Genomic DNA, 19,652 nt, shown 5'->3' on the forward strand with positions numbered 1-19,652 from the left:
TGAAAAGTGGTATCGAGGAACATATGGAAATTGTATTGGCCAATCCACGTGGTTTTTGTGCAGGTGTTGACCGTGCGATTGCCATCGTAAATCGTGCGCTTGAGTGTTTTAATCCACCCATTTATGTACGACATGAAGTGGTACACAATAAATTTGTCGTAGACGATTTACGTCAACGAGGTGCAATTTTTGTCGATGAGTTGGATGAAGTACCCGATGACAATATTGTAATTTTTAGTGCACATGGAGTCTCTAAAGCGGTACAGATCGAAGCCGAACGTCGCGGTTTAAAAGTTTTTGATGCAACCTGTCCATTGGTGACCAAGGTTCATATTGAGGTTACTAAATATGCCCGTGAGGGGGTTGAGGCCATCTTAATTGGTCACGAAGGCCACCCTGAAGTTGAAGGTACGATGGGGCAATATGATCTGAAAAATGGTGGTGCGATTTATTTGGTTGAAGATGAACAAGACGTCGCAGAGCTTCAAGTGCATCATCCTGAGCGCGTGGCTTTTGTTACTCAAACCACCTTATCGATCGATGATACTGCAAAAGTGATTGATGCGTTACGAGCGAAATTTCCTGAGATTCAAGGGCCGCGTAAGGATGATATTTGTTATGCGACTCAAAACCGTCAAGATGCGGTGCGGGATTTAGCAACCCAATGCGATGTGGTGTTGGTGGTCGGTTCGCCAAACTCATCGAATTCGAATCGTTTACGTGAATTGGCTGAGCGAATGGGTAAAGCGGCTTATTTGGTCGATAATGCAGATGAACTTCAACAAGCATGGTTTGAAAATATCACCAAGGTTGGCGTCACAGCGGGTGCATCGGCACCTGAAATTTTAATTAAGCAAGTGATCCAGCGTTTACAAGATTGGGGTGCAACACCACCACAAGAGCTTGCTGGAACGGAAGAAAATATTACCTTTAGTTTGCCAAAAGAGTTACGTATTGCGGTAACCCAAGCCTAAAAGGTGGATTGGTTAACATTCTAATTTTATTGAAAAATTGACAGATGATTGTAAATTGGCAATCATCTGTTTTTTTATGCCTTTTATCCTGTATTGTGCTGATTGTGTAAAGAATTAGAATATGATTTTAAATAGGGTAAAGTTTTGTTGCCTTGGGGAGGGAGTATGCAAAATAAACATAAAGGTTTCACCTTAATTGAGCTGATGGTGACGATTGCTGTTATGGCAATTATCGCGATGATGGCCGCTCCTTCTTTCGGGGATATGTTACAGCGCCAAAATTTAAATAAAAGCACAAGAGAACTGGTTGCGACCTTAAACCAAGCGAGAGCAAAGGCTGCTCTAGAGCGTCGAAATATTACGGTTGAATTGTTATCTGCGGATGTAGATACAGAAGATACATTGAATTGGATGCCAGTGGGTAAGTCCAGTCTAAAGACTGGTCGTGCGACTGAAATCATTTTTATGCCGACAGGCTTAGTAAAAGATCCTACGGCAAATCAAATTATTGCTACAGACACAAGTTTTGAAATTTGCGATGCACCCTCCGATTCAAAATATTCCAAAATGGTCACAATATCTAAAATGGGGACGATTCAACAAATCGTTGATGGAAATTGCACATGATAAATAGAAGAAAGCAAATAGGTGTTGGCCTAATAGAAGTCCTTGTTGCTTTGTTGATCCTTGCGGTTGGCGTACTTGGCTTTGTTGCGTTGCAATACCGAGCAATTGAGGCTGCAAGTGAGGGCGAGTCTCGTATTCAAGCAATAAATTTAGCTCGGGATATTGCTGAAAAAGTGAGAGTTAACCGTGAACAAATTGGAAATTATGCAACAGCAATTTCTGAAAATACCATTACTTTAAATCCTAATTGTTTTAATGAGTTTTGTAGTGCTTCAGAGAAAGCTGTTTTTGATGCATCTCAAGCGAATTTGTCTGCGCAGCGTATGGGTATGACGGTAAACATGTTGATCTGCCCTGGTGTAGAGAATAGACGTCAATGTATATATGTGGCGTGGGGGGATACTTCTGCAACGGCAGCGGATGCGACAAATAATGAAGATGTGGTGGATTGTACATCTGTCGAAGGAACTTACACCTCCACATCTACGTGTGTGGTAATGGAGTTGTATTAATGAAAAGTCAAGAAGGTTTTACATTAGTAGAATTAATGATTGCATTAGCTTTAGGGTTAATCGTGGTAGCTGCGGCAACTCTACTATTTTTAACAGGTTTGCGTAGTAGTTCAATGCAGCAAGGTGTTTCAGATTTACAAGATAATGCAAATTTTGGTTTGAATTATATTACTCAGGATATCCGTTTAGCTAATTTAAACAATATTGCTGCTCGTGTAGATGATAAGTTACTTTTAGGCGGTATTGTTTTGTCTGAGGATAATTTTCCAGATAGTTTAATTCCGGTTCCAGATCCTGATAATCCCAATTCTTCAACTTTTGATATATCACAGTTAAGTTCAGCAGGTACGGGTGTATCCAATGTAAATCAAGCTAGTGATCAACTTGTCATTCAATATCAACCAATGGCTGCCGGTGGCTTTGATTGTGAAGGTCGTATAATTGCCGATGTGGATCGCATTATAGTTCAGCGTTATTTTCTAAGGGAAGATGATAATTCAAGTACAGGTGAAAGAAACCCTTTGGCTTTAGCATGTGATGCTGGACATTATATTCTTGGTGATGAAGAAATTAATAATTTTGGCGATGCAGGTGAAATTATTATGAAGAGAGTAGATCACTTTAGAGTTTTATTAAATGTAAGTAGTGCTACTGGACTTCGCTATATGGCTATTGATGACTATATGATGGAAACTACGCCTCGCCCAAGGGTGTTAGGTGTTTCTTTAGGGGTTCTAGCGCGCTCATCACAAAATGTAGGTCAGGATCAAGCTATTTCGCAAAATAATCAATTTACAGTGCTTGATCAAACCGTAGGAATTGATGATAGCGGGAACCAACAAGGATACCTTAGACGAGTAGTCACCCAAGATGTAGCTTTGAGAAATGCTTTAGGGGAGAGAGAGGGGGAGTCTGAAAGTGAATAGACAACAACAAAAAGGTGCGACATTAATAGTCGTGCTAATACTTTTAGTAGCTTTAACTATTATTGGAACACTTGCAATTCGTCAAAGTATAGTTTCATTAAATATTGCAACCAATGCGCAGGCACAACAACTATTGATTCAGAATTCAGATGCAGCAATGTTTAATGTTGAAAATCCGTCGACCTTGACACGCAGTTTGGCACGAAATGGTATGTTTGGATTTATTAAGGGTCCTACCAATAAAAGTAAGGAGCTGGTTTTTTGCTATAGAGGCTCTCGAGCGCAGTTTTTTAATTTGTCTCAAGCTAGTTTGGTTTTTTTACAAGATGGACGATTGATTAATAACTCAATTGGAAGAAATGGGTATTGTGAGGCTGGTGCGGGTGTAACCTTTTTTACAAGTAATCGTCGTGCTGTTCTAACGCAGGTTTATGTAAGTTTTGTAGAAGGTGGTAGCGTTAAGCCATTTCAATTTGCAATACGAGGGACTGATCCAGAAAACGCAAAAATTGAGCAAACTGAAAGGGTGGTGGTTCAAGCAGTTTCCGTGATGCCTGAGTTGTCAACTGCAACAGATGCACAAATTAACAATTGCCTGTCTGCACGGTTGAGTAATACCGATGTTGTTGCGAATAGTGTCACAGCATGCCTGTCTAGCTTAAATGTGCCTTTTACTACGCATGTAACTGAGTATACATTGGGTCAGGCATTTATTTAAGGGTGAAAAAATGAAAAGTCAATTAATACAACATCAAAAAACTCATCCATTAAGAAATGTACTTGCGATGAGCTTGTCTGCAATTATGACAGTTGTCATATGCACATCAACTTCAACATACGCTAGTGATATCGATATTTATCAAGAGGCAAAATCTGGTGATATCACCTTAATGTTCATGCTCGATGTTTCAACGAGTATGAATGATTATGATAGTGGGCAGATAGGGTCACGTTGGACACGAGTCCAAGTTGCGATGAGCGATTTGTTGAATGGTAATGCTGCTAAAAAGATTGAGAAAATTGGCGATGATAAGATTATTGGCCTTTCGACTTTAGGGGCAATAAGTTTTAATTCAAGTGGTAATTTAGAAAGGGATTCTGAAAATAGGGGAGCAATTATAGTACCAGCTAGGAGATTGGATACGCAGGTTTCGGTGGACGGTACCGTAATGACACAGCGTCAGCTTTTGGTTAAGAGGATTGATAGTATTAGGATGAAAACCTCCACCCCAACAGCTCGATCCTATGCTGAAACAATTGCTTATTTAATGGGTGTATCAACAAAGGATAAGCTTAACTCTGGTTGGTCATATTCTGCTAGTTCTACAAAAACAAATGGAGGATATGTTTCACCTTCATCATTAACTCAAACTGATGAGGTTAAAAAATGTAGTGGGCAAGGGATTTATGTTTTAACCGATGGTGAACCTAATAATTATACGAACACATCTGATTTAGCAAAACAAGCTATTGGTAACTCTAGTTTTTATTGTAATTCAGATAGCTATAATTCTTATAATAGGATTTGGGATTGTACAAATAAACTTAATGAAGCTTTGATTGATCCGAAAAAAAATGGTAAGGGTTTAAAATTCAAAACTGCTGTAGTTGGTTTCGGTAATGCTTTTAATAACATTGCATCTTATGATCAAACAAAAACACAAGAACAAAATTTAGATGCTTTAGGTGATTTAGATTCACATCCTAAATATGCTGCTCGTTGGGGGATTTTAGGTGAGGGTGGATGGTATTCAGGCAATAGTTCTCAGGATGTTGTGAATAGTGTAAATAATTTTATTAATGGCCTTGGGGCCGAGATTCCTGCTGTGACTACAGGAACACCAACGATTCCTTTGGATCAGTTGAATCCTACAGTTTTACAAAACTATGCTTACTATCCTCAGTTTGAACCTACACCAGATAAAACTTATCAGTTATGGGCAGGTAATCTTAAAAAATATAATGTTGATGTTACTGGAAAACTCCGTGATAAGGCAGGGAATCTAATTACAGATAGCACTGGTAAAATTATTGATAATTATGATTTATGGGCACCGACTTTAGGAAGTAACCCGACTGATATTGAAAAAACAGCTGCCTTAATTGGTGGTATGAAAATGAAGTTAGATTTACGTCACACAGGTTCAGAAACAGCTCAAAGAAAACTGCTTACTACACGTGAATATGTATCAGCTACAAATAGTGATTCTTCAACTTTACAACAAGTGAAAATTACAGACCTTGATGATGCTACGAAGAAAAAAGATCCTAAAATTGGTTACTTAATGAATCTTTTAGGATACGGTTTTGATCCTAAATTCTATATTGCTAATAACGTAAATACTTTGACAAAAGTTCAGCTATTAAGCCAGCCCGAATTTAGGCAGATTGGTGCTGTTATGCATTCGAGCCCTATATTGTTAACTAATCAGGGGAAAATTACTTATAGTGATACAACGAATGCGATCGGTTCGGAAGATCGTCAAGATTATATTTTGTTTGGAACAACACAAGGATTATTACATGTTGTTGATGCTGTAACAGGAAAAGAAAAATTTGCATTTGTACCAAATGAGTTGGTTGAAAATCAGGCAGAAGCATTTAATAAACCAGAGCTTACTAGTGGTGGTATTCATCAAATGTATTATGGTGTGGATGGTCCTTGGACTGCATATACAGAATATGTGATGGATAAGGATGACTCCGATAAGTTGTCTGTAGGGACAGGGAAGCCATATACTGTTGTTGAAAACGACACGAATGTGGAAAAGGAGGTGAAAGGTAAGCAGTTAGTGTATGGTGGTCTGCGAATGGGTGGGAAAAGCTACTATGCATTAGATTTATCGAATATTGACGCTCCAAAATTACAATTTCAAATTAAGCCAAGTGGTACTTGCTCAGCAACTAATCCATTAGGATGCATGGGGCAAAGTTGGTCTAAGCCAAGCATTGCTTGGGTGAATTGGAAAGGCACAAAAAAATTAGTCATGTTTGTTGGTGGTGGTTATGATGCTGAAGGTGTAAATGTTGATAATTCAAACCATAAAATTGCAGATAAATATAAAGGTTATGAATATGATGACTATATACAATCTAATAAAGTTGGCGCTGGCGTCTATATGTTTGATGCATTAAATGGTGAGTTACTTTGGTGGGCAGGTGCAAATACGGAAAATGATACAATAAATCCTACATCCGTTCCTGCTACAGGTGTTGCAAGTTCTTATAATGCAAATATGCAATACAGTGTAGTAAGTCAAATTCGTACCATTGACCGTGATTCAGATGGTTTAACGGATCATTTGTATTTTGGTGATTTAGGTGGACAGGTTTGGAGAATCGATTTAAATAATCAAGCAGGGGGAGAAACAACAGTATTCGCGAGAACACCGACACGTATTTTAAGTATAAATAATGGCAAATTTAGTCCCAGATTTTATGAAACTCCTGCATTTTCAACATATTCGCAGAATGGGACAATTTTTGGTGTTATTTCAATTGGTTCAGGTAATCGTAGTAAGCCATTAGCTGAATATACTTATGATGTGGATAAAACAGGAGTAACTGATTATAGCTATGACTCTGTGTACAATGTTTATGATAAAGATGTTGCTAGAGAGAGCTTACTGAAAACAACTGAAAAAGGAGGCGTGAAATCTTTTCAAATTACTGATGATAACTTAATCACTAAGAATATTACTTTGCAGTCAGAATCAACTATGGGAATTACCAGTGAATCGAGTAAAAAACTTTTATCAATTAACGATAATAATCGATTTACACGAACTGAAACTATCGCTCCTTTTTTATCAACTCAAGGCTGGTATTTTAAGTTTAAGAGTTTTAAAGTCCAAAGTGAAAAAGTGATGTCGACTCCAGTGGTTATTAATAATGATATGTATGTGACTACATTTGATGGGAGTAAACCAGGCCTTTCTGGTGACTGTGGAGCTGGGGTTAAAGGTGAGAGTTTTATGACTCTCTTCTGTATGCCATTTGGTCAATGTAATAGTGGTTCGACAAGCACATATCGTTTGAATTTAGGAGCCGGTATTGTTGGTGGAGCAATTGGCGCTGGTGATGGTAGTGGTATGCAACGCCTTATTGTGGCAAACGTTGATACAACAAATGTTAATAGTGAAATTCTAAAGAAGCGATATAAAACAGCAAATAAACTAATCCCACAACGTTGGTACGAGCGTTGATAATTCGGAGGAAATATTGTGGAAAAACAAAAAACTTCTGGATTTACTTTAATTGAATTAATGATCGTTGTGGTAATTGTTGCAATTTTTGCAGCAATTGCTCTTCCTTCGTATCAAGAATATGTAAGACGAGCAGTTGCTAGTCAAGCACAGCAGGAAATACAACGTTTGGCTACATTATTAGAACGTCATAAAGCAAAGAATTTTTCATACTTTGAGTTTGATAGTGATACTACTGTGATACCAGAGGGTGCGATAGGTTCAGCTGTTAAATATAATATTGAAGTCAGGGATGGGGATGCTACCAATTTACGTTTAAGTAATGCGAATGCTGAAGGTAGAAATTGGGCTATTCGTGCAATAAGTACAGACCCTAAAAATTTTTCAATATTGTTAACAAGTAGAGGGGTGCGCTGCAAGAATAAGTCGAAAGATATTGTTGATTTTACTGGTTGTGGTGATGCTAAAAATGGTAGTGAGGTATGGTAAATGAATAGAGGATTTACACTCATTGAGCTGATGATTGTGGTTGCAATTATTGGTATCTTAGCTGCCATCGCATATCCCTCCTATCAAGAATATGTAAGAAAAACTAAAAGGGTAGAGGCTCAAGCTGAGCTTCTAGATATCGCAAAAAAAATTCAGCGTTATAAAATTGCAAATTTTAACTATTTACAAGAACCAGTTGCACCTGCTGTGATTGGTGAGCCGATTACACTTGAGAATATTGGTGAATCTGCAAAGGTATATTCACCTCGTGCAGGAACTCGTTTGTATAGTATTGAATTAACAGAAGTGACAGCAAATACATGGACATTAACAGCGACTCCTATTGATGGATCTTCGCAGGCGAGTGATGGTGTCAGTATTTTGAATCACCGCGGGGAAAAATGCTGGACCAAAGGTGCTTCGACTTGTGCCCTAAGTGACACATCCAACTGGGACGGCAAATAAAATCCAAATTCAAAACTGTGGATAAATAAATTTTAATCTTCCTTTCGTAGTAAAGATAACGTAAAATATTGCCCTCTATGAAAGGGGTTTGAAATGTTCCGGTGGTCGGGGCAGGGATAATCCGTAAAAACTATAAGGTTGTATCATGGTAGTTATTCGTCTTGCACGCGGTGGTGCTAAAAAACGTCCGTTCTATCAAGTTATTGTAACTGATAGCCGTAATGCACGTGACGGTCGTTTCATCGAACGTATTGGTTTCTTCAACCCAACAGCTCAAGGTAAAGCAGAAAAACTTCGTTTAGATGCTGACCGTTTTGCACACTGGGTTGCTCAAGGTGCTCAACCATCTGAACGTGTTGCTTCTTTAGCTGCTCAAGCTAAGAAAGCTGCAGCTACTGCATAATTTTTGCTAATTAAGTAGTAGGTAGCCCATGACACCAACACAGAATGTTCCCGAAGATCGTATTCAGATTGGACAGTTACGTTCAGCATATGGATTAAATGGGTGGCTCTGGATCTATTCCAATACAGAACCGATGAGCAACATCTTTGACTATCTGCCTTGGTATATTGAAACCAAAGCAGGTTGGCAAACCATAGATGTAAAACGTTGGAAACCGCATGGCAAAGGCTTAGTTGTTTCGCTAAAAGGCGTCATTGATCGCACTACAGCAGATAACCTGGTTGGCGCAAATGTCTGGATTTCAAAAGCGCAACTTCCTAAAGCAGGAATGGATGAGTTTTACTGGTCAGATTTGAAAGGCTTAACAGTGTTAGGTTTGGATAATGAAGAACAAGAAGTAAATCTCGGAAAAATCCATGAAATGTTTGAGACAGGCGCCAATGATGTGATGGTGGTTCACGCAACACCAGACAGCGTTGATGCTGAAGAGCGTATGATTCCATGGCATAAAGATGTGGTGCAACGCGTTGATCTCGAAGCTGGTCGTATTTACGTGAATTGGGGCGTAGATTACTAATTATTTTTGGAAATACGGGAGTCTGCGATGTTTTTTGCAGTCATTACGCTTTTTCCTGAAATGTTTGAAGCGATTACAGCCTACGGTATTAGCGGGCGTGCAGCAAAAAGTGATTTAGTACAATTAACTTGTATTAATCCTCGTGATTATGCTGAGGGCAACTACAAACGAGTGGATGAACGTCCATTTGGTGGTGGTCCTGGTATGGTGATGATGGCTGAGCCTCTGGCAAAAGCAATTCAACATGCCAAAGAGCTTGCCATGCAAGCAGGAGCAGTTCATGTTCCTGTGGTGTATATGTCACCGCAAGGAAAAACCTTAAATGAGCCTGCAGTACAACAGTTTGTCGACTATGATGGATTGATTGTGTTGTGTGGTCGTTATGAAGGGGTCGATGAACGTTTGATCCAAAAATATGTTGATCAGGAATGGTCGATAGGGGATTACGTTTTATCGGGTGGCGAGCTTCCTGCGATGGTTTTATTAGACAGTATTATTCGGAGACTCCCGGGTGCAATGTCTGATGAACAGTCTCATGTGCAAGACTCATTTGTGGATGGTCTTTTGGACTGCCCACAATATACCAAGCCAGACCATTTTGAAGGTTTGGATGTCCCTGAAGTCTTAAAGTCGGGACATCATGCCAATATTGAGAAATGGCGGTTTTTGCAGCGTTATCAACGAACACAACAACGCCGACCCGAGTTGGTGGACAATGTGGAGTTGACGAAGCAGCAAAAGAAATGGCTAACAGATTTGAATACTTAATTCAGAGTATTCTTTTAATAGGCTCTTTGTGCATTGAAGTGGTCAAGCATAAAGAGAAAGATAATCGGGTCTATGCGATTTAGCCTCTATACCCAGCGGATATCAGACCTCTTCTGACCCGCACATATTGGAGATACCCCATGAGCGGTAAGCATCCTTTAGTACAAGCTGTTGAAAATGCACAGCTTAAACAAGACATCCCAGCTTTTGCACCAGGCGATACAGTTATCGTTCAGGTTAAAGTAAAAGAGGGTGACCGTGAGCGTCTTCAGGCATTTGAAGGTGTTGTAATCGCGAAGAAAAACCGTGGCTTGAACTCTGCGTTCACAGTACGTAAAATTTCTAGCGGTGTTGGTGTTGAGCGTGTTTTCCAAACTCACTCTCCAATCGTTGCTAAAATCGAAGTGAAACGTCGTGGTGACGTTCGTCGTGCTAAACTTTACTACCTACGTGAATTGTCTGGTAAAGCTGCACGTATTCGTGAAAAGTTACCAGCTCGTAAAGTTAAAGCTTAATTTTAAGTTTTATACGAGTAAAAAAATGCGCCCAATGGCGCATTTTTTATGCCTAAATTTTAGAGTCCTTGAAGCTTCAAACGGTTGGCGTGTTGACGATAAACATCCACAGGGTCTGGAGCAAAAATAGAACGTAGACCAAAGAACTGGTTAATCACATCTAAATGGTTCCAATTATAGTTATCGCGCACGGTCTTACCATATTTGGCACTACAACGTGAGACTAAGCCATCATTATCATTTGGCGCTTGCATGAGTAAGCCTGTCGCACCCAATAATGAGTCTGGATCAAGAATATTGGTTAATGTTGAGTTGCCAGAGAAAGAGTAAAAATAAACCCCATTTTCTTTCGCTAAACCTTCACCACAGCTTGTTTTTGGCATACCCAATGGATATTTCTGTGCAAAAGCTTTAGACCCAGCTTGACTCAAACTTTTACCAGCACCGAGTGCATCATGTGGAAGTGAGTTCGGATTTTGCTGTTGTGCCCAAACAATAGCCTTGGACCCAAAGTTGATTAAGCCTACCAGCGGTTGTTCTAGCGGCGTACCTTGCGCGGAAATAATCAAATCCGCCACAGGAGAGCCTTTTAAAGGACTAGAAATGGCTGTTGCAGACGCGATTTTATTGGGCATAACATTTGAGACATAGGCAATACTATGTCCGCCGTGACTATGACCAAGCAAATTGACTTTGGGTGCTCCTGTAATCGCTAAGATTTCATCTACTTGTTGCAGCAGTTGTTCACCACGAACTTCAGATGTGTTGAATGGAGAAACGCGTGTTGCCCATGCGTTTGCACCGTTACGGGCTAAATCTGGCAAGATTTGATACCAGTAATCCACACCAAGTTCATCGGTTCCTGCTCGAATCCAGCCACCCATACCATGTGCAAAAACCAAAGGATATTTGGTCTTTGCATAACTAGAGGCAACGTAGTTTGATTTAATTTGTGAAGCAGCTGCTTGCGTTTGTGTAGCAGCAAGTGCGCAGGTCGACAGCAGTCCAGCTATCAATAATTCATATTTCATTGATCATCCTCGTTTTTTATTTTTTATGACGACAATTTAAGTTGTCAAAAATGAGTATAAAGGTGAGGGAGGAGGGGCGTAGAGAAATCCGATTAAATTAAATACAGTTTGTAACTGGATAATTCTAGGAGGCATCCCTCCGAAACGTTAAAGATTCGAAGGGAAAAATAGAACTAGAGTCCTTGAAGTTTTAAGCGATTGGCATGTTGGCGATAGACATCAACAGGGTCTGCGCTAAATAGTCCACGTAGCCCCATAACTTGGTTGACCTCATCTAAATGATTCCAGTCATAGTTATCACGGATGACTTTACCGAAGTGTGTACTACAGCGTGCCACTAAACCATCATTGTCAAAATGGCCATACGCCAAAGGCCCCAACAGTGAGATCGCACTATCTGCAACATCGAGAATGTTCGTGACTTGAGACGTGCCAGTCCAAGAATAGTAATACACGCCCTTGCTGGATGTTGCACCGCTCTTGTTACAGTCTGAAGCCAGTGCTGTTGTTGGATATTTCTGATTAAAAACACTGGAACCTTGCTCACTAATTGAGGTGAGTGATGCTGTTAAATTGCTTTTTAATGCAGGGTTACTTTGCCCATAAGCAAGCATAGGACCAATAATATAATCCGCCGCTAGGCTGAGCAGTTGTGTTCCACCTTGATTGGCAAGAAGCTGGTCTGCCACTTTTGAACCTCTAAATGTTGCTCCCACACCTGTCAGTGAGGCCACATATTGCGGTTTAACTGCTTCTACATAGCGAATGGTTGGTCCACCATGGCTATGCCCAATCAAATTAACTTTGGGCTTGCCAGTCAGGGCGATGACCTCTTCAACTTGTTGTAGTAACTGTTCACCACGTACTTCAGTTGATTCAAGTGGGGAAATTTGTGCTGCAAAGGTGGTTGCACCATTTCGAGCCAAGTCGGGTAAAATTTGATACCAGTAATCCAGTCCAAGTTCGGCAACGCCCACTCGGCTGAACCCAAACATGCCATGGGTAAATAGCAATGGATATTTAGTTTGAGCATAATTACTTTTTACGCTTGCAGTCACCGTCTGTAATCCAGCTGTGGCTGTGGTTGCGCTGAGTCCAAGGCTGGTAACCAGACCTACGAGTGACATTGTTTGTATCATTCTTTTCGTTATAAACATTTTTTTTCATCCTGAAAAAGTCAAACACGGTATAGCTTTAATCTGCGAACGGAAGTTTTCCTCCCGTGTCATGCGTGGTTTCAAAGGCTCCTAGTCGAAGTTGTTCTTGTGAATTATTAAACTGTTGATCACGTAGTTTTTGAATGGCTTGCTGCTGCGCATCTTGATTCATATTGCTTTTAAGAATGTTGTCGCGTTGTTCTAAGTAAGTATTGACCCGAGATTTCCAATTGCTTCGATCTTGGTCGAGTTTTTCTAGGCGTACGGTCGCTTCGGCACCGACAAGATTCTGGCGCATTTGGCGAATTTCTTCGGCAGAACCGCCGCGCGCTTTAATATCTGAGGTCAGTTTACGCAGATCTTCGAGTTTGGAGAGTTGTTCTAGGTTTTCTTTCCAATCTTCAGGCAGTTGAGCAAACAGTTCTTTCAGTTTCTGCGCTTTTTGTACTTCGGTCAGGGATTGATCTGCCATGATACTCATGCGGTCTAAGGTATATTCATGGTAGGTATTTTCAGCGCCAAAGAGACCTTCGATTTCATAGTCAGAAAAGAACTGGCTGCGTAGGTTTTTCATCAAAGTAAAAATTTTACGATAGTACTCAGGGTCTTCTTTATTTAGGCTTGGCTCCTTCAGACTACCCAATTGCACACGATAATCTAAATAACGAGTCCAAAGATCTAAAATTTGCTTAAGCGCAGGTTCTTGATAACCTTGCTGGATATAGGCTTTAAAATCTTGCTTGATCTGGTCAATATTTTTTTCACCATATTGGGTAATGAAATATTCAAAACAGTTACGTGTTTGTTCATTAACAACTAAGCGATTACTTTGGTCGAGCACCAGTTGGCAGTTGATTTCGGTGTCCTGTTGGCTGTTACTGACAAAAGGCAGCCCCGATGCATGTGGCAAGTCTGACGCTGCGGGTAATAAGCCTGTAGTATTTTGAGCACTAGAGCTAATCGGCCCTTGGTTTGAGCCAACAGTTGCATTGGGTGCGAGCCAAATGAGAAAACCAAGAATGACAACGATGATCACGGCGAAAATGAGCCATAATTTCTTTTTTTGCATATCCTATGCCTAACATCCCTATTGTATTTTTTTTTTGGTTCATATGACTGAACTCGATTTATTCTGAAACAAAAGGACAAATAAACAACAGAAAAGTTGTAAAACTAGACAAGCGGTTGATAGTATTGCGGCAGCTTTAAGACGTGTCTATGTTATGAAATCATCTGCTTCAAAAATCCAGCGCCGTGCCGTGAATGGTGTATTTTTATTGAATAAGCCATTGGGGATCAGTTCAAATGCGGCATTGCAAAAAGTGCGTTGGTTATACCGTGCGCAAAAGGCGGGGCATACAGGAGCGCTTGATCCATTGGCATCAGGATTGCTGCCGATTTGTTTGGGCGAAGCGACCAAGTTTTCGCACTTTTTGTTGGACTCAGTGAAGCGCTATCAAACCACCATTCAGCTGGGGCACAGTACCACCACAGGTGATGTAGAAGGCGAGCAGTTGTTAGAGCAGGCTGTACCTGAGTTAACCGAAGAGTTGATTGAAGCCGTTTTGGCTCAGTTTGTGGGTGATATTCAGCAAGTGCCACCGATGTATTCCGCTTTGAAGAAAGATGGTCGTCCTTTATATGAGTTGGCCCGTAAAGGGATTGAAATTGAGCGTGAAGCACGTCCGGTTACCATCTATGCGATTGAGCTGCTTTCATTCACAGCAGACAGTATCACCCTTGATATTACCTGCTCCAAAGGCACATATATTCGTGTTTTAGGCGAAGATATTGCGAAGGCATTAGGTACTTATGGTCATTTGACTTATTTACACCGCATTAAAACGGGTCATTTTGATCTGATTCCAAGTTATACCATTGAGTATTTGGAAAGTTTGTCTGAACAAGAGCGCGAAGCACTGTTGTTACCTGTATATGCACCCGTAGATCATTTTCCTAAAGTACAAGTTCCAGAAGGGCGCAGTGAATACTTTAGTCGCGGTATGGAAAGTAATATTGAGCATACAGCGGAAGCGCAGGTCTTGGTTTTCGATGGGGAAAAATGCTTAGGCTTGGCTGAAATTACTGATAAGAAAAGATTGGTTCCAAAGCGGGTTTTAAATCTATAATCGAAATATATCACTCGGTCAAAAAGGATGAGGCGTGGACATCGACATTATTATCAGTCTGATCTTTTTTGCCTTTTGTGCAGGTGCAATTGACGCTGCCGTCGGTGGTGGTGGGCTGATCCAAATTCCCGCTTTGATGAATGCATTTCCGTCGATGGCACCTGCCACTTTATTTGGCACCAACAAATTAGCGGCAGTGGTGGGTACAGCCACTTCAGCCGTTTCCTTTGCCCGTAAAGTGCGCTTTGAATGGAAACTTTTGGCTGTGGTCGCAGTGTGTGCCACCATCAGTTCATTTGGGGGCGCGGCCAGTGTGGCCATAATTCCAAAAGAAGTCCTCCAACCCTTTGTCTTGGTCATGTTAATTGTGATGGCGGTCTATACCCTCATGAAGAAGCAATTTGGGCAAGTGCATATGGCGCAGCGTGTGACGCCTAAAATTTTGCTGTTGGCGGGAATCGGAAGTTTAGCCATTGGCTTTTATGATGGTTTGTTTGGCCCAGGTACGGGCAGTTTCTTTATTTTCTATTTTATTCGCTATTTACGCGTTGATTTTTTGCATGCGGCGGCATTGGCTAAAATTGGCAATGTGATGACCAATCTTGCAGCGCTAAGCTTTTTTATTCCCTCGGGCCATGTGCTCTTTGCTGTAGGAGGCACGATGGCCGTCGCAAATATGATCGGGTCCATTTGTGGGGTAAAAATGGCGCTGAAATACGGCAGTGGTTTTATCCGCATTTTATTTCTTATTTTGGTGACGATTCTGATTGTAAGATTGAGCTATCAAATGTTTTTGATGTAATGGTGCGATACCTTTAAAACTTGATTACAAAAAACGCGCAGTCTGTGACCTCATTTCTCGTTTATTGCATTTAAGATTAATACAGTGCACTCAATGCTGTGCCAATAAGCTTTTCAATAAAAAATGATGTTTTAAGTTGAACGGAACTGGAGCATAGAATGAATATATTTGAAGCCTTAAGAGAAAGTCACGTTATTCAACGAAATTTGGCCGAACGACTACTCCAAACTTCAGGGGATACGCCTGAGCGCCGTGAGCTATTTGAACGCCTTAAAAATGAATTGTTTGCCCATGCTGTGGCAGAAGACCGTTATTTTTATATCCCTTTAATGATGACTGATTCGGGCCTCAACATTACCCGCCATGCTTTGGCAGAGCACCATAAAATGGATGAGTTATTGGAACAATTGACGGAGACGGAATTCTCAAATCCGGGGTGGTTGGCAATTGCAAAAAAATTATCGGAAACCGTACATCATCACTTACAAGAAGAAGAGCATGGTTTCTTTCAGCAAGCCGGAAAAATTTTACTCGATGCTCAAAAGACTGCGCTCGCCAAGCAGTATCAGCAGGAATACAAAAAGTACAAAAAAATTGACAAAGACAGTTTGGTTTAAGTCCATTTTAAACAAAAGATGGCGAGTACCATCTTTTGTGATTTAAAGCGCGTCATCACTTTGCAGTTTGGCTCTAAAGGTAACACCAACGGAGGCAATCATAATGCAAACTAGCGCCAACGTTTGCCACATGCTAATTTGTTCTTTCAGTAGTAACCAACCTGCCAAGGCTGCTAAAGCCGGCGACAAACTTGAAAGCGTCCCATAGCTGAGTTTACTTAAACGTTTCAAAGCCATCAGGTCTAGAGCATAGGGAATGGTTGTGGCGAGCAGCGCAATCAATAAAGCTTTGGGCCAGTATTCCGTTTGCATCAGCGCTGTTGGGTTATGCGTGGCACTGATGGGCAGAAGCACCAAGGCTGAGATCATAATAGCAATACTGAGGGCATGCATGCCGATATTTTGACGGACGACTTTTTGCCCAAAATAAATATACAGCGCCCAGCAAGCACCCGCTGAAACCGCAAATGCGGCTCCTAAGAAGGAGAAGTTGCTTGCATTGGCTTGATGCCACGGCACCATCAGTGCAATGCCTAAAATCGCTAATCCGACCCAAATATAATCACGACGTTGTTTGATCGAGAGTAGCGCTAAAGTTAAAGGGCCTAAAAACTCTAAACCTACGGCAATACCTTGCGGCAATCTACCCAGCGAAGCGTAGAATAAAATATTCATGAGGCATAAGGCTGCTGTATAACTGAGTAAATCTTTCCATTTTAAATGCGGTAGGCGTTTGATGATGCTCCATGAGCGGAACATCAGCACAATTAAAATTGCGGCAAAGCACAGTCTAAGGGTCACCACGGTCAGCGGGTCAAGGATGGCAATCAACTGCTTGGCAAAAGAAGCACTGATTTGATAGGACAGCATGGACAAGACCATGAACATCACTGCCATCAGTTGAGAATTAGGCATCATGCATACATTAGGTCATAGCGACCTGTTATTTTAAGAAGGTGGATTAGTATAACGATTCAGCACCCAAGTTGGATGCTGAATAAGCTGATTTTTTGAAATGCAATGACATGAATTTAAAAGTAATCGATAGAGCCTTTGGATTTAAAAGCTAAATTCAAACTCTGGATCACATGATTTCAACTGCAGTTTTTCGGTTTTTCTGGGCTGTATAGGTACAACCAATAGACGCCATGATAATCACGCTGAGCGCCAGCCACTGTGACCACAATAATTGCTCGCCTAGAAAGACAAAACCAGACAGTGCTGCGATAGCAGGCTCAAGACTCATGAGCGTGCCAAAGCTTAAAGCGGTTAAATTACGTAGCGCAATCATTTCCAAACTAAAAGGCAGAGCGCTGGCCAAAACAGCCAAAGCCACGAAATAGATTAGGTTGGAGGGCTCAAACACATTTGTAGGTAAACCACTGAACAGGGCGAGAGGCATTAATATTAGCATACCGACAAACATACCTAAGCATACGGTATGATTTCCCGAAACACCCGATGGGCGCTGCCCCGCCACGATATACAAGGCCCAACATGCACCTGCACCTAGTGCAAATACAATCCCAAGAAGGTCTAAAGGTTGAGTTGCTTGGTCGAAAGGAAACAGTAAAACCAAGCCTAAAATAGCTAGCCCGACCCAAACAAAGTCAAAGCGTTGTTTGGCATAAAACAGAGCAACACTGAGCGGACCAATAAACTCAAACGACACTGCAATGCCGAGTGGCAGGCGAGCAATGGATAAATAAAACAATAGGTTCATGCCTGCCAAAGCAAAACCATAGCTGAGAATGGCTTTATATTTGACTTGCTTAAAATCAACCTGCCAAATTTTAAACAGCACGGCCAAAATGATTGATCCCAACAGCAAGCGCATGGCGGAAACAGTTAAAATGGGAAATTGATCGAACAGCACTTTGGCCAGTGAACCACTACTTTGCAAGCTGAGCATTGCAATCAGCAATAAAAAGGTCGCTTGAAGGTGGGGAGTACTTTTTAGATTTGGCATTATTAGAATACTAGATAGAGAAGTGAATACTTGGAAAAAGTAGCGGAGAATGTGCTCAGATTACACATAAAATTTTAACAAGTATTCAAAAATAAAAAAACCACAGCTTGGCAGCTGTGGTTTTTAAATACAGTCGAATTAGAACAATACGCGAACGCGGATTGTACCTTCAACGTCTTGTAGAGTATCTAAAGCTTCTTGAGATGCTGTTGCGTCTACATCCATCACCAAGTAACCCACATCACCTTTGGTCATGAGAGACTGACCTGAAATGTTGATGCCGTGTTCAGCAAACAAGTTGTTGATTTTTGACAACACGCCTGGCACGTTTTTATGGATGTGAAGTAAACGGTGTTTGCCTTCGGTCAACGGTAACGCGATTTCTGGGAAGTTCACCGCAGATAAAGTCATGCCTTTATCTGAATAAGAAACGAATTTCTCAGCCACTTCTAAACCAATGTTCGCTTGAGCTTCCATAGTCGAACCACCCACGTGAGGGGTTAAGATCACGTTTGGAATGTTACGTAGTGGAGAAATGAACTCTTCACCATTGGCTTTTGGTTCTTTCGGGAACACGTCAACCGCAGCACCAGCAACATGACCTGATTTCAAGGCATCTGCTAAGTCTTCAATCACGACACATGTACCACGTGCAGCATTGATGAAGATTGCACCTTCTTTCATTTGTGCAAATTTTTCTTTGGTCATGAAGTTACGTGTAGACGGAACATCAGGTACATGTAAAGAAACAACATCAGCATTGGCTAAAAGTTCGTTTAAGCTACCGACTTGACGTGCATTACCTAAAGGTAGTTTCGTCACTGTGTCGAAGTAGATTACTTTCATACCTAAGCTTTCAGCAAGGACAGAAAGTTGTGAACCGATTGAACCGTAACCGACAATCCCTAAAGTTTTGCCACGAGTTTCGAACGAACCAACCGCTGACTTGTTCCAACCGCCTGCATGTGTATCTGTCGATTTTTCAGGTACACGGCGAAGAAGAAGGATAGCTTCAGCAAGTACAAGTTCAGCCACTGAACGTGTATTTGAGTATGGTGCGTTAAATACTGGAATACCACGAACCATCGCAGCATTTAAGTTCACTTGGTTGGTACCAATACAGAAACAACCAACAGCGATTAATTTATTCGCTGCTTCAAACACTTCTTCAGTGAGTTGTGTACGGGAACGAATACCAATGAAATGTGCATCTTTAATCGCTTCTTTCAACGCTTCACCTTCAAGCGCAGTTTTACGATAATCGATGTTGGTGTATCCGGCAGCATTTAGTGTGTCGATTGCGTTTTGGTGAACGCCTTCTAACAACAAGAAACGAATTTTATCTTTAGGAAGTGAAAGATGTTGGCTCATTACGGCTCCGCTACAAAGGCCAAATTTAGTGGCGATATAATAGCACGTACCGCGCCCGATATACATTTCCTTTATGCGGACTCTGCTGGGTATTTTTAACCTCTATAGTGCGTAA

Annotated in this window: 21 protein-coding genes; 15 read left to right on the top strand and 6 right to left on the bottom strand. The window is 41.1% G+C overall.

Features of this window, described 5'->3' with window-relative positions; translation table 11 throughout:
* The first annotated feature begins 23 nt into the window (after positions 1 to 23).
* From ispH to rplS, 12 genes are all read left to right on the top strand, one after another.
* The gene (ispH, locus tag AC5EUN_RS00840; protein ID WP_419282630.1) at positions 24 to 974 is read left to right on the top strand and encodes a 4-hydroxy-3-methylbut-2-enyl diphosphate reductase; all 951 of its coding nucleotides are present in this window, start codon (positions 24 to 26) and stop codon (positions 972 to 974) included.
* 165 nt (positions 975 to 1,139) lie between these two features.
* Positions 1,140 to 1,601 carry a GspH/FimT family pseudopilin gene (locus AC5EUN_RS00845; RefSeq protein WP_419282631.1) on the top strand — a complete coding sequence of 154 codons (462 nt, stop codon included), beginning with the start codon at positions 1,140 to 1,142 and terminating at the stop codon, positions 1,599 to 1,601.
* A complete protein-coding gene (gene pilV, locus AC5EUN_RS00850; RefSeq protein WP_419282632.1) occupies positions 1,598 to 2,113 on the top strand; it encodes a type IV pilus modification protein PilV in 516 nt (171 codons plus the stop codon). Before AC5EUN_RS00845 ends, pilV begins: the two co-directional genes overlap by 4 nt.
* Positions 2,113 to 3,039: a prepilin-type N-terminal cleavage/methylation domain-containing protein gene (locus AC5EUN_RS00855; RefSeq protein ID WP_419282633.1), complete on the top strand. Its 927-nt coding sequence runs from the start codon at positions 2,113 to 2,115 to the stop codon at positions 3,037 to 3,039. Before pilV ends, AC5EUN_RS00855 begins: the two co-directional genes overlap by 1 nt.
* Positions 3,032 to 3,757 (top strand): pilus assembly PilX family protein, encoded by a 726-nt coding sequence (locus tag AC5EUN_RS00860; RefSeq protein ID WP_419282634.1) that lies wholly within the window; start codon positions 3,032 to 3,034, stop codon positions 3,755 to 3,757. Before AC5EUN_RS00855 ends, AC5EUN_RS00860 begins: the two co-directional genes overlap by 8 nt.
* 10 nt (positions 3,758 to 3,767) lie before the next feature.
* Entirely contained in the window at positions 3,768 to 7,244 is a 3,477-nt protein-coding gene (locus AC5EUN_RS00865; RefSeq protein WP_493352144.1) for a pilus assembly protein PilY, read from the top strand.
* Between the two features lie 60 nt (positions 7,245 to 7,304).
* Positions 7,305 to 7,733, top strand: coding sequence for a type IV pilin protein (locus AC5EUN_RS00870; RefSeq protein ID WP_419282642.1), 429 nt, complete (start codon positions 7,305 to 7,307; stop codon positions 7,731 to 7,733).
* The gene (locus tag AC5EUN_RS00875) at positions 7,734 to 8,198 is read left to right on the top strand and encodes a type IV pilin protein (protein WP_493352145.1); all 465 of its coding nucleotides are present in this window, start codon (positions 7,734 to 7,736) and stop codon (positions 8,196 to 8,198) included.
* 145 nt (positions 8,199 to 8,343) lie between these two features.
* A complete protein-coding gene (rpsP, locus tag AC5EUN_RS00880) occupies positions 8,344 to 8,601 on the top strand; it encodes a 30S ribosomal protein S16 (RefSeq protein WP_004718284.1) in 258 nt (85 codons plus the stop codon).
* A gap of 28 nt (positions 8,602 to 8,629) precedes the next feature.
* Entirely contained in the window at positions 8,630 to 9,178 is a 549-nt protein-coding gene (gene rimM, locus AC5EUN_RS00885) for a ribosome maturation factor RimM (RefSeq protein ID WP_493352146.1), read from the top strand.
* A 27-nt stretch (positions 9,179 to 9,205) separates the two neighbouring features.
* The gene (trmD, locus tag AC5EUN_RS00890) at positions 9,206 to 9,946 is read left to right on the top strand and encodes a tRNA (guanosine(37)-N1)-methyltransferase TrmD (protein ID WP_493352147.1); all 741 of its coding nucleotides are present in this window, start codon (positions 9,206 to 9,208) and stop codon (positions 9,944 to 9,946) included.
* Between the two features lie 140 nt (positions 9,947 to 10,086).
* Entirely contained in the window at positions 10,087 to 10,461 is a 375-nt protein-coding gene (gene rplS / locus AC5EUN_RS00895; protein ID WP_004691454.1) for a 50S ribosomal protein L19, read from the top strand.
* Positions 10,462 to 10,520: 59 nt separating this feature from the next.
* On the opposite strand, the gene AC5EUN_RS00900 is transcribed toward rplS, so the two are convergent.
* The 3 genes from AC5EUN_RS00900 to AC5EUN_RS00910 all read right to left on the bottom strand — a co-directional run bounded on the left by AC5EUN_RS00900 (position 10,521) and on the right by AC5EUN_RS00910 (position 13,718).
* Positions 10,521 to 11,492 (bottom strand): esterase/lipase family protein, encoded by a 972-nt coding sequence (locus tag AC5EUN_RS00900; RefSeq protein ID WP_493352148.1) that lies wholly within the window; start codon positions 11,490 to 11,492, stop codon positions 10,521 to 10,523.
* Between the two features lie 173 nt (positions 11,493 to 11,665).
* Positions 11,666 to 12,631, bottom strand: a complete 966-nt coding sequence (locus AC5EUN_RS00905; protein WP_493352149.1) for an esterase/lipase family protein — start codon at positions 12,629 to 12,631, stop codon at positions 11,666 to 11,668.
* Positions 12,632 to 12,686: 55 nt separating this feature from the next.
* Complete coding sequence (locus AC5EUN_RS00910) at positions 12,687 to 13,718, bottom strand: lipase secretion chaperone (RefSeq protein ID WP_317454969.1); 1,032 nt, start codon at positions 13,716 to 13,718, stop codon at positions 12,687 to 12,689.
* 154 nt (positions 13,719 to 13,872) lie between these two features.
* Between AC5EUN_RS00910 and truB the strand changes: the two genes are divergently transcribed.
* The 3 genes from truB to AC5EUN_RS00925 all read left to right on the top strand — a co-directional run bounded on the left by truB (position 13,873) and on the right by AC5EUN_RS00925 (position 16,197).
* A complete protein-coding gene (gene truB, locus AC5EUN_RS00915) occupies positions 13,873 to 14,778 on the top strand; it encodes a tRNA pseudouridine(55) synthase TruB (protein ID WP_058870391.1) in 906 nt (301 codons plus the stop codon).
* A gap of 34 nt (positions 14,779 to 14,812) precedes the next feature.
* Complete coding sequence (locus tag AC5EUN_RS00920) at positions 14,813 to 15,580, top strand: sulfite exporter TauE/SafE family protein (protein ID WP_493352150.1); 768 nt, start codon at positions 14,813 to 14,815, stop codon at positions 15,578 to 15,580.
* Between the two features lie 158 nt (positions 15,581 to 15,738).
* A complete protein-coding gene (locus AC5EUN_RS00925; protein ID WP_178895948.1) occupies positions 15,739 to 16,197 on the top strand; it encodes a hemerythrin domain-containing protein in 459 nt (152 codons plus the stop codon).
* 42 nt (positions 16,198 to 16,239) lie between these two features.
* Here the strand turns inward: AC5EUN_RS00925 and AC5EUN_RS00930 are convergent, their stop codons facing one another.
* From AC5EUN_RS00930 to serA, 3 genes are all read right to left on the bottom strand, one after another.
* Positions 16,240 to 17,112, bottom strand: coding sequence for an EamA family transporter (locus AC5EUN_RS00930; protein WP_178895982.1), 873 nt, complete (start codon positions 17,110 to 17,112; stop codon positions 16,240 to 16,242).
* A 169-nt stretch (positions 17,113 to 17,281) separates the two neighbouring features.
* Positions 17,282 to 18,166, bottom strand: coding sequence for an EamA family transporter (locus AC5EUN_RS00935; protein ID WP_493352151.1), 885 nt, complete (start codon positions 18,164 to 18,166; stop codon positions 17,282 to 17,284).
* 138 nt (positions 18,167 to 18,304) lie between these two features.
* The gene (serA, locus tag AC5EUN_RS00940) at positions 18,305 to 19,537 is read right to left on the bottom strand and encodes a phosphoglycerate dehydrogenase (protein WP_004691438.1); all 1,233 of its coding nucleotides are present in this window, start codon (positions 19,535 to 19,537) and stop codon (positions 18,305 to 18,307) included.
* Between the last annotated feature and the right edge of the window lie 115 nt (positions 19,538 to 19,652).

The organism is Acinetobacter sp. CAU_H_S170_2 (assembly GCF_058890445.1).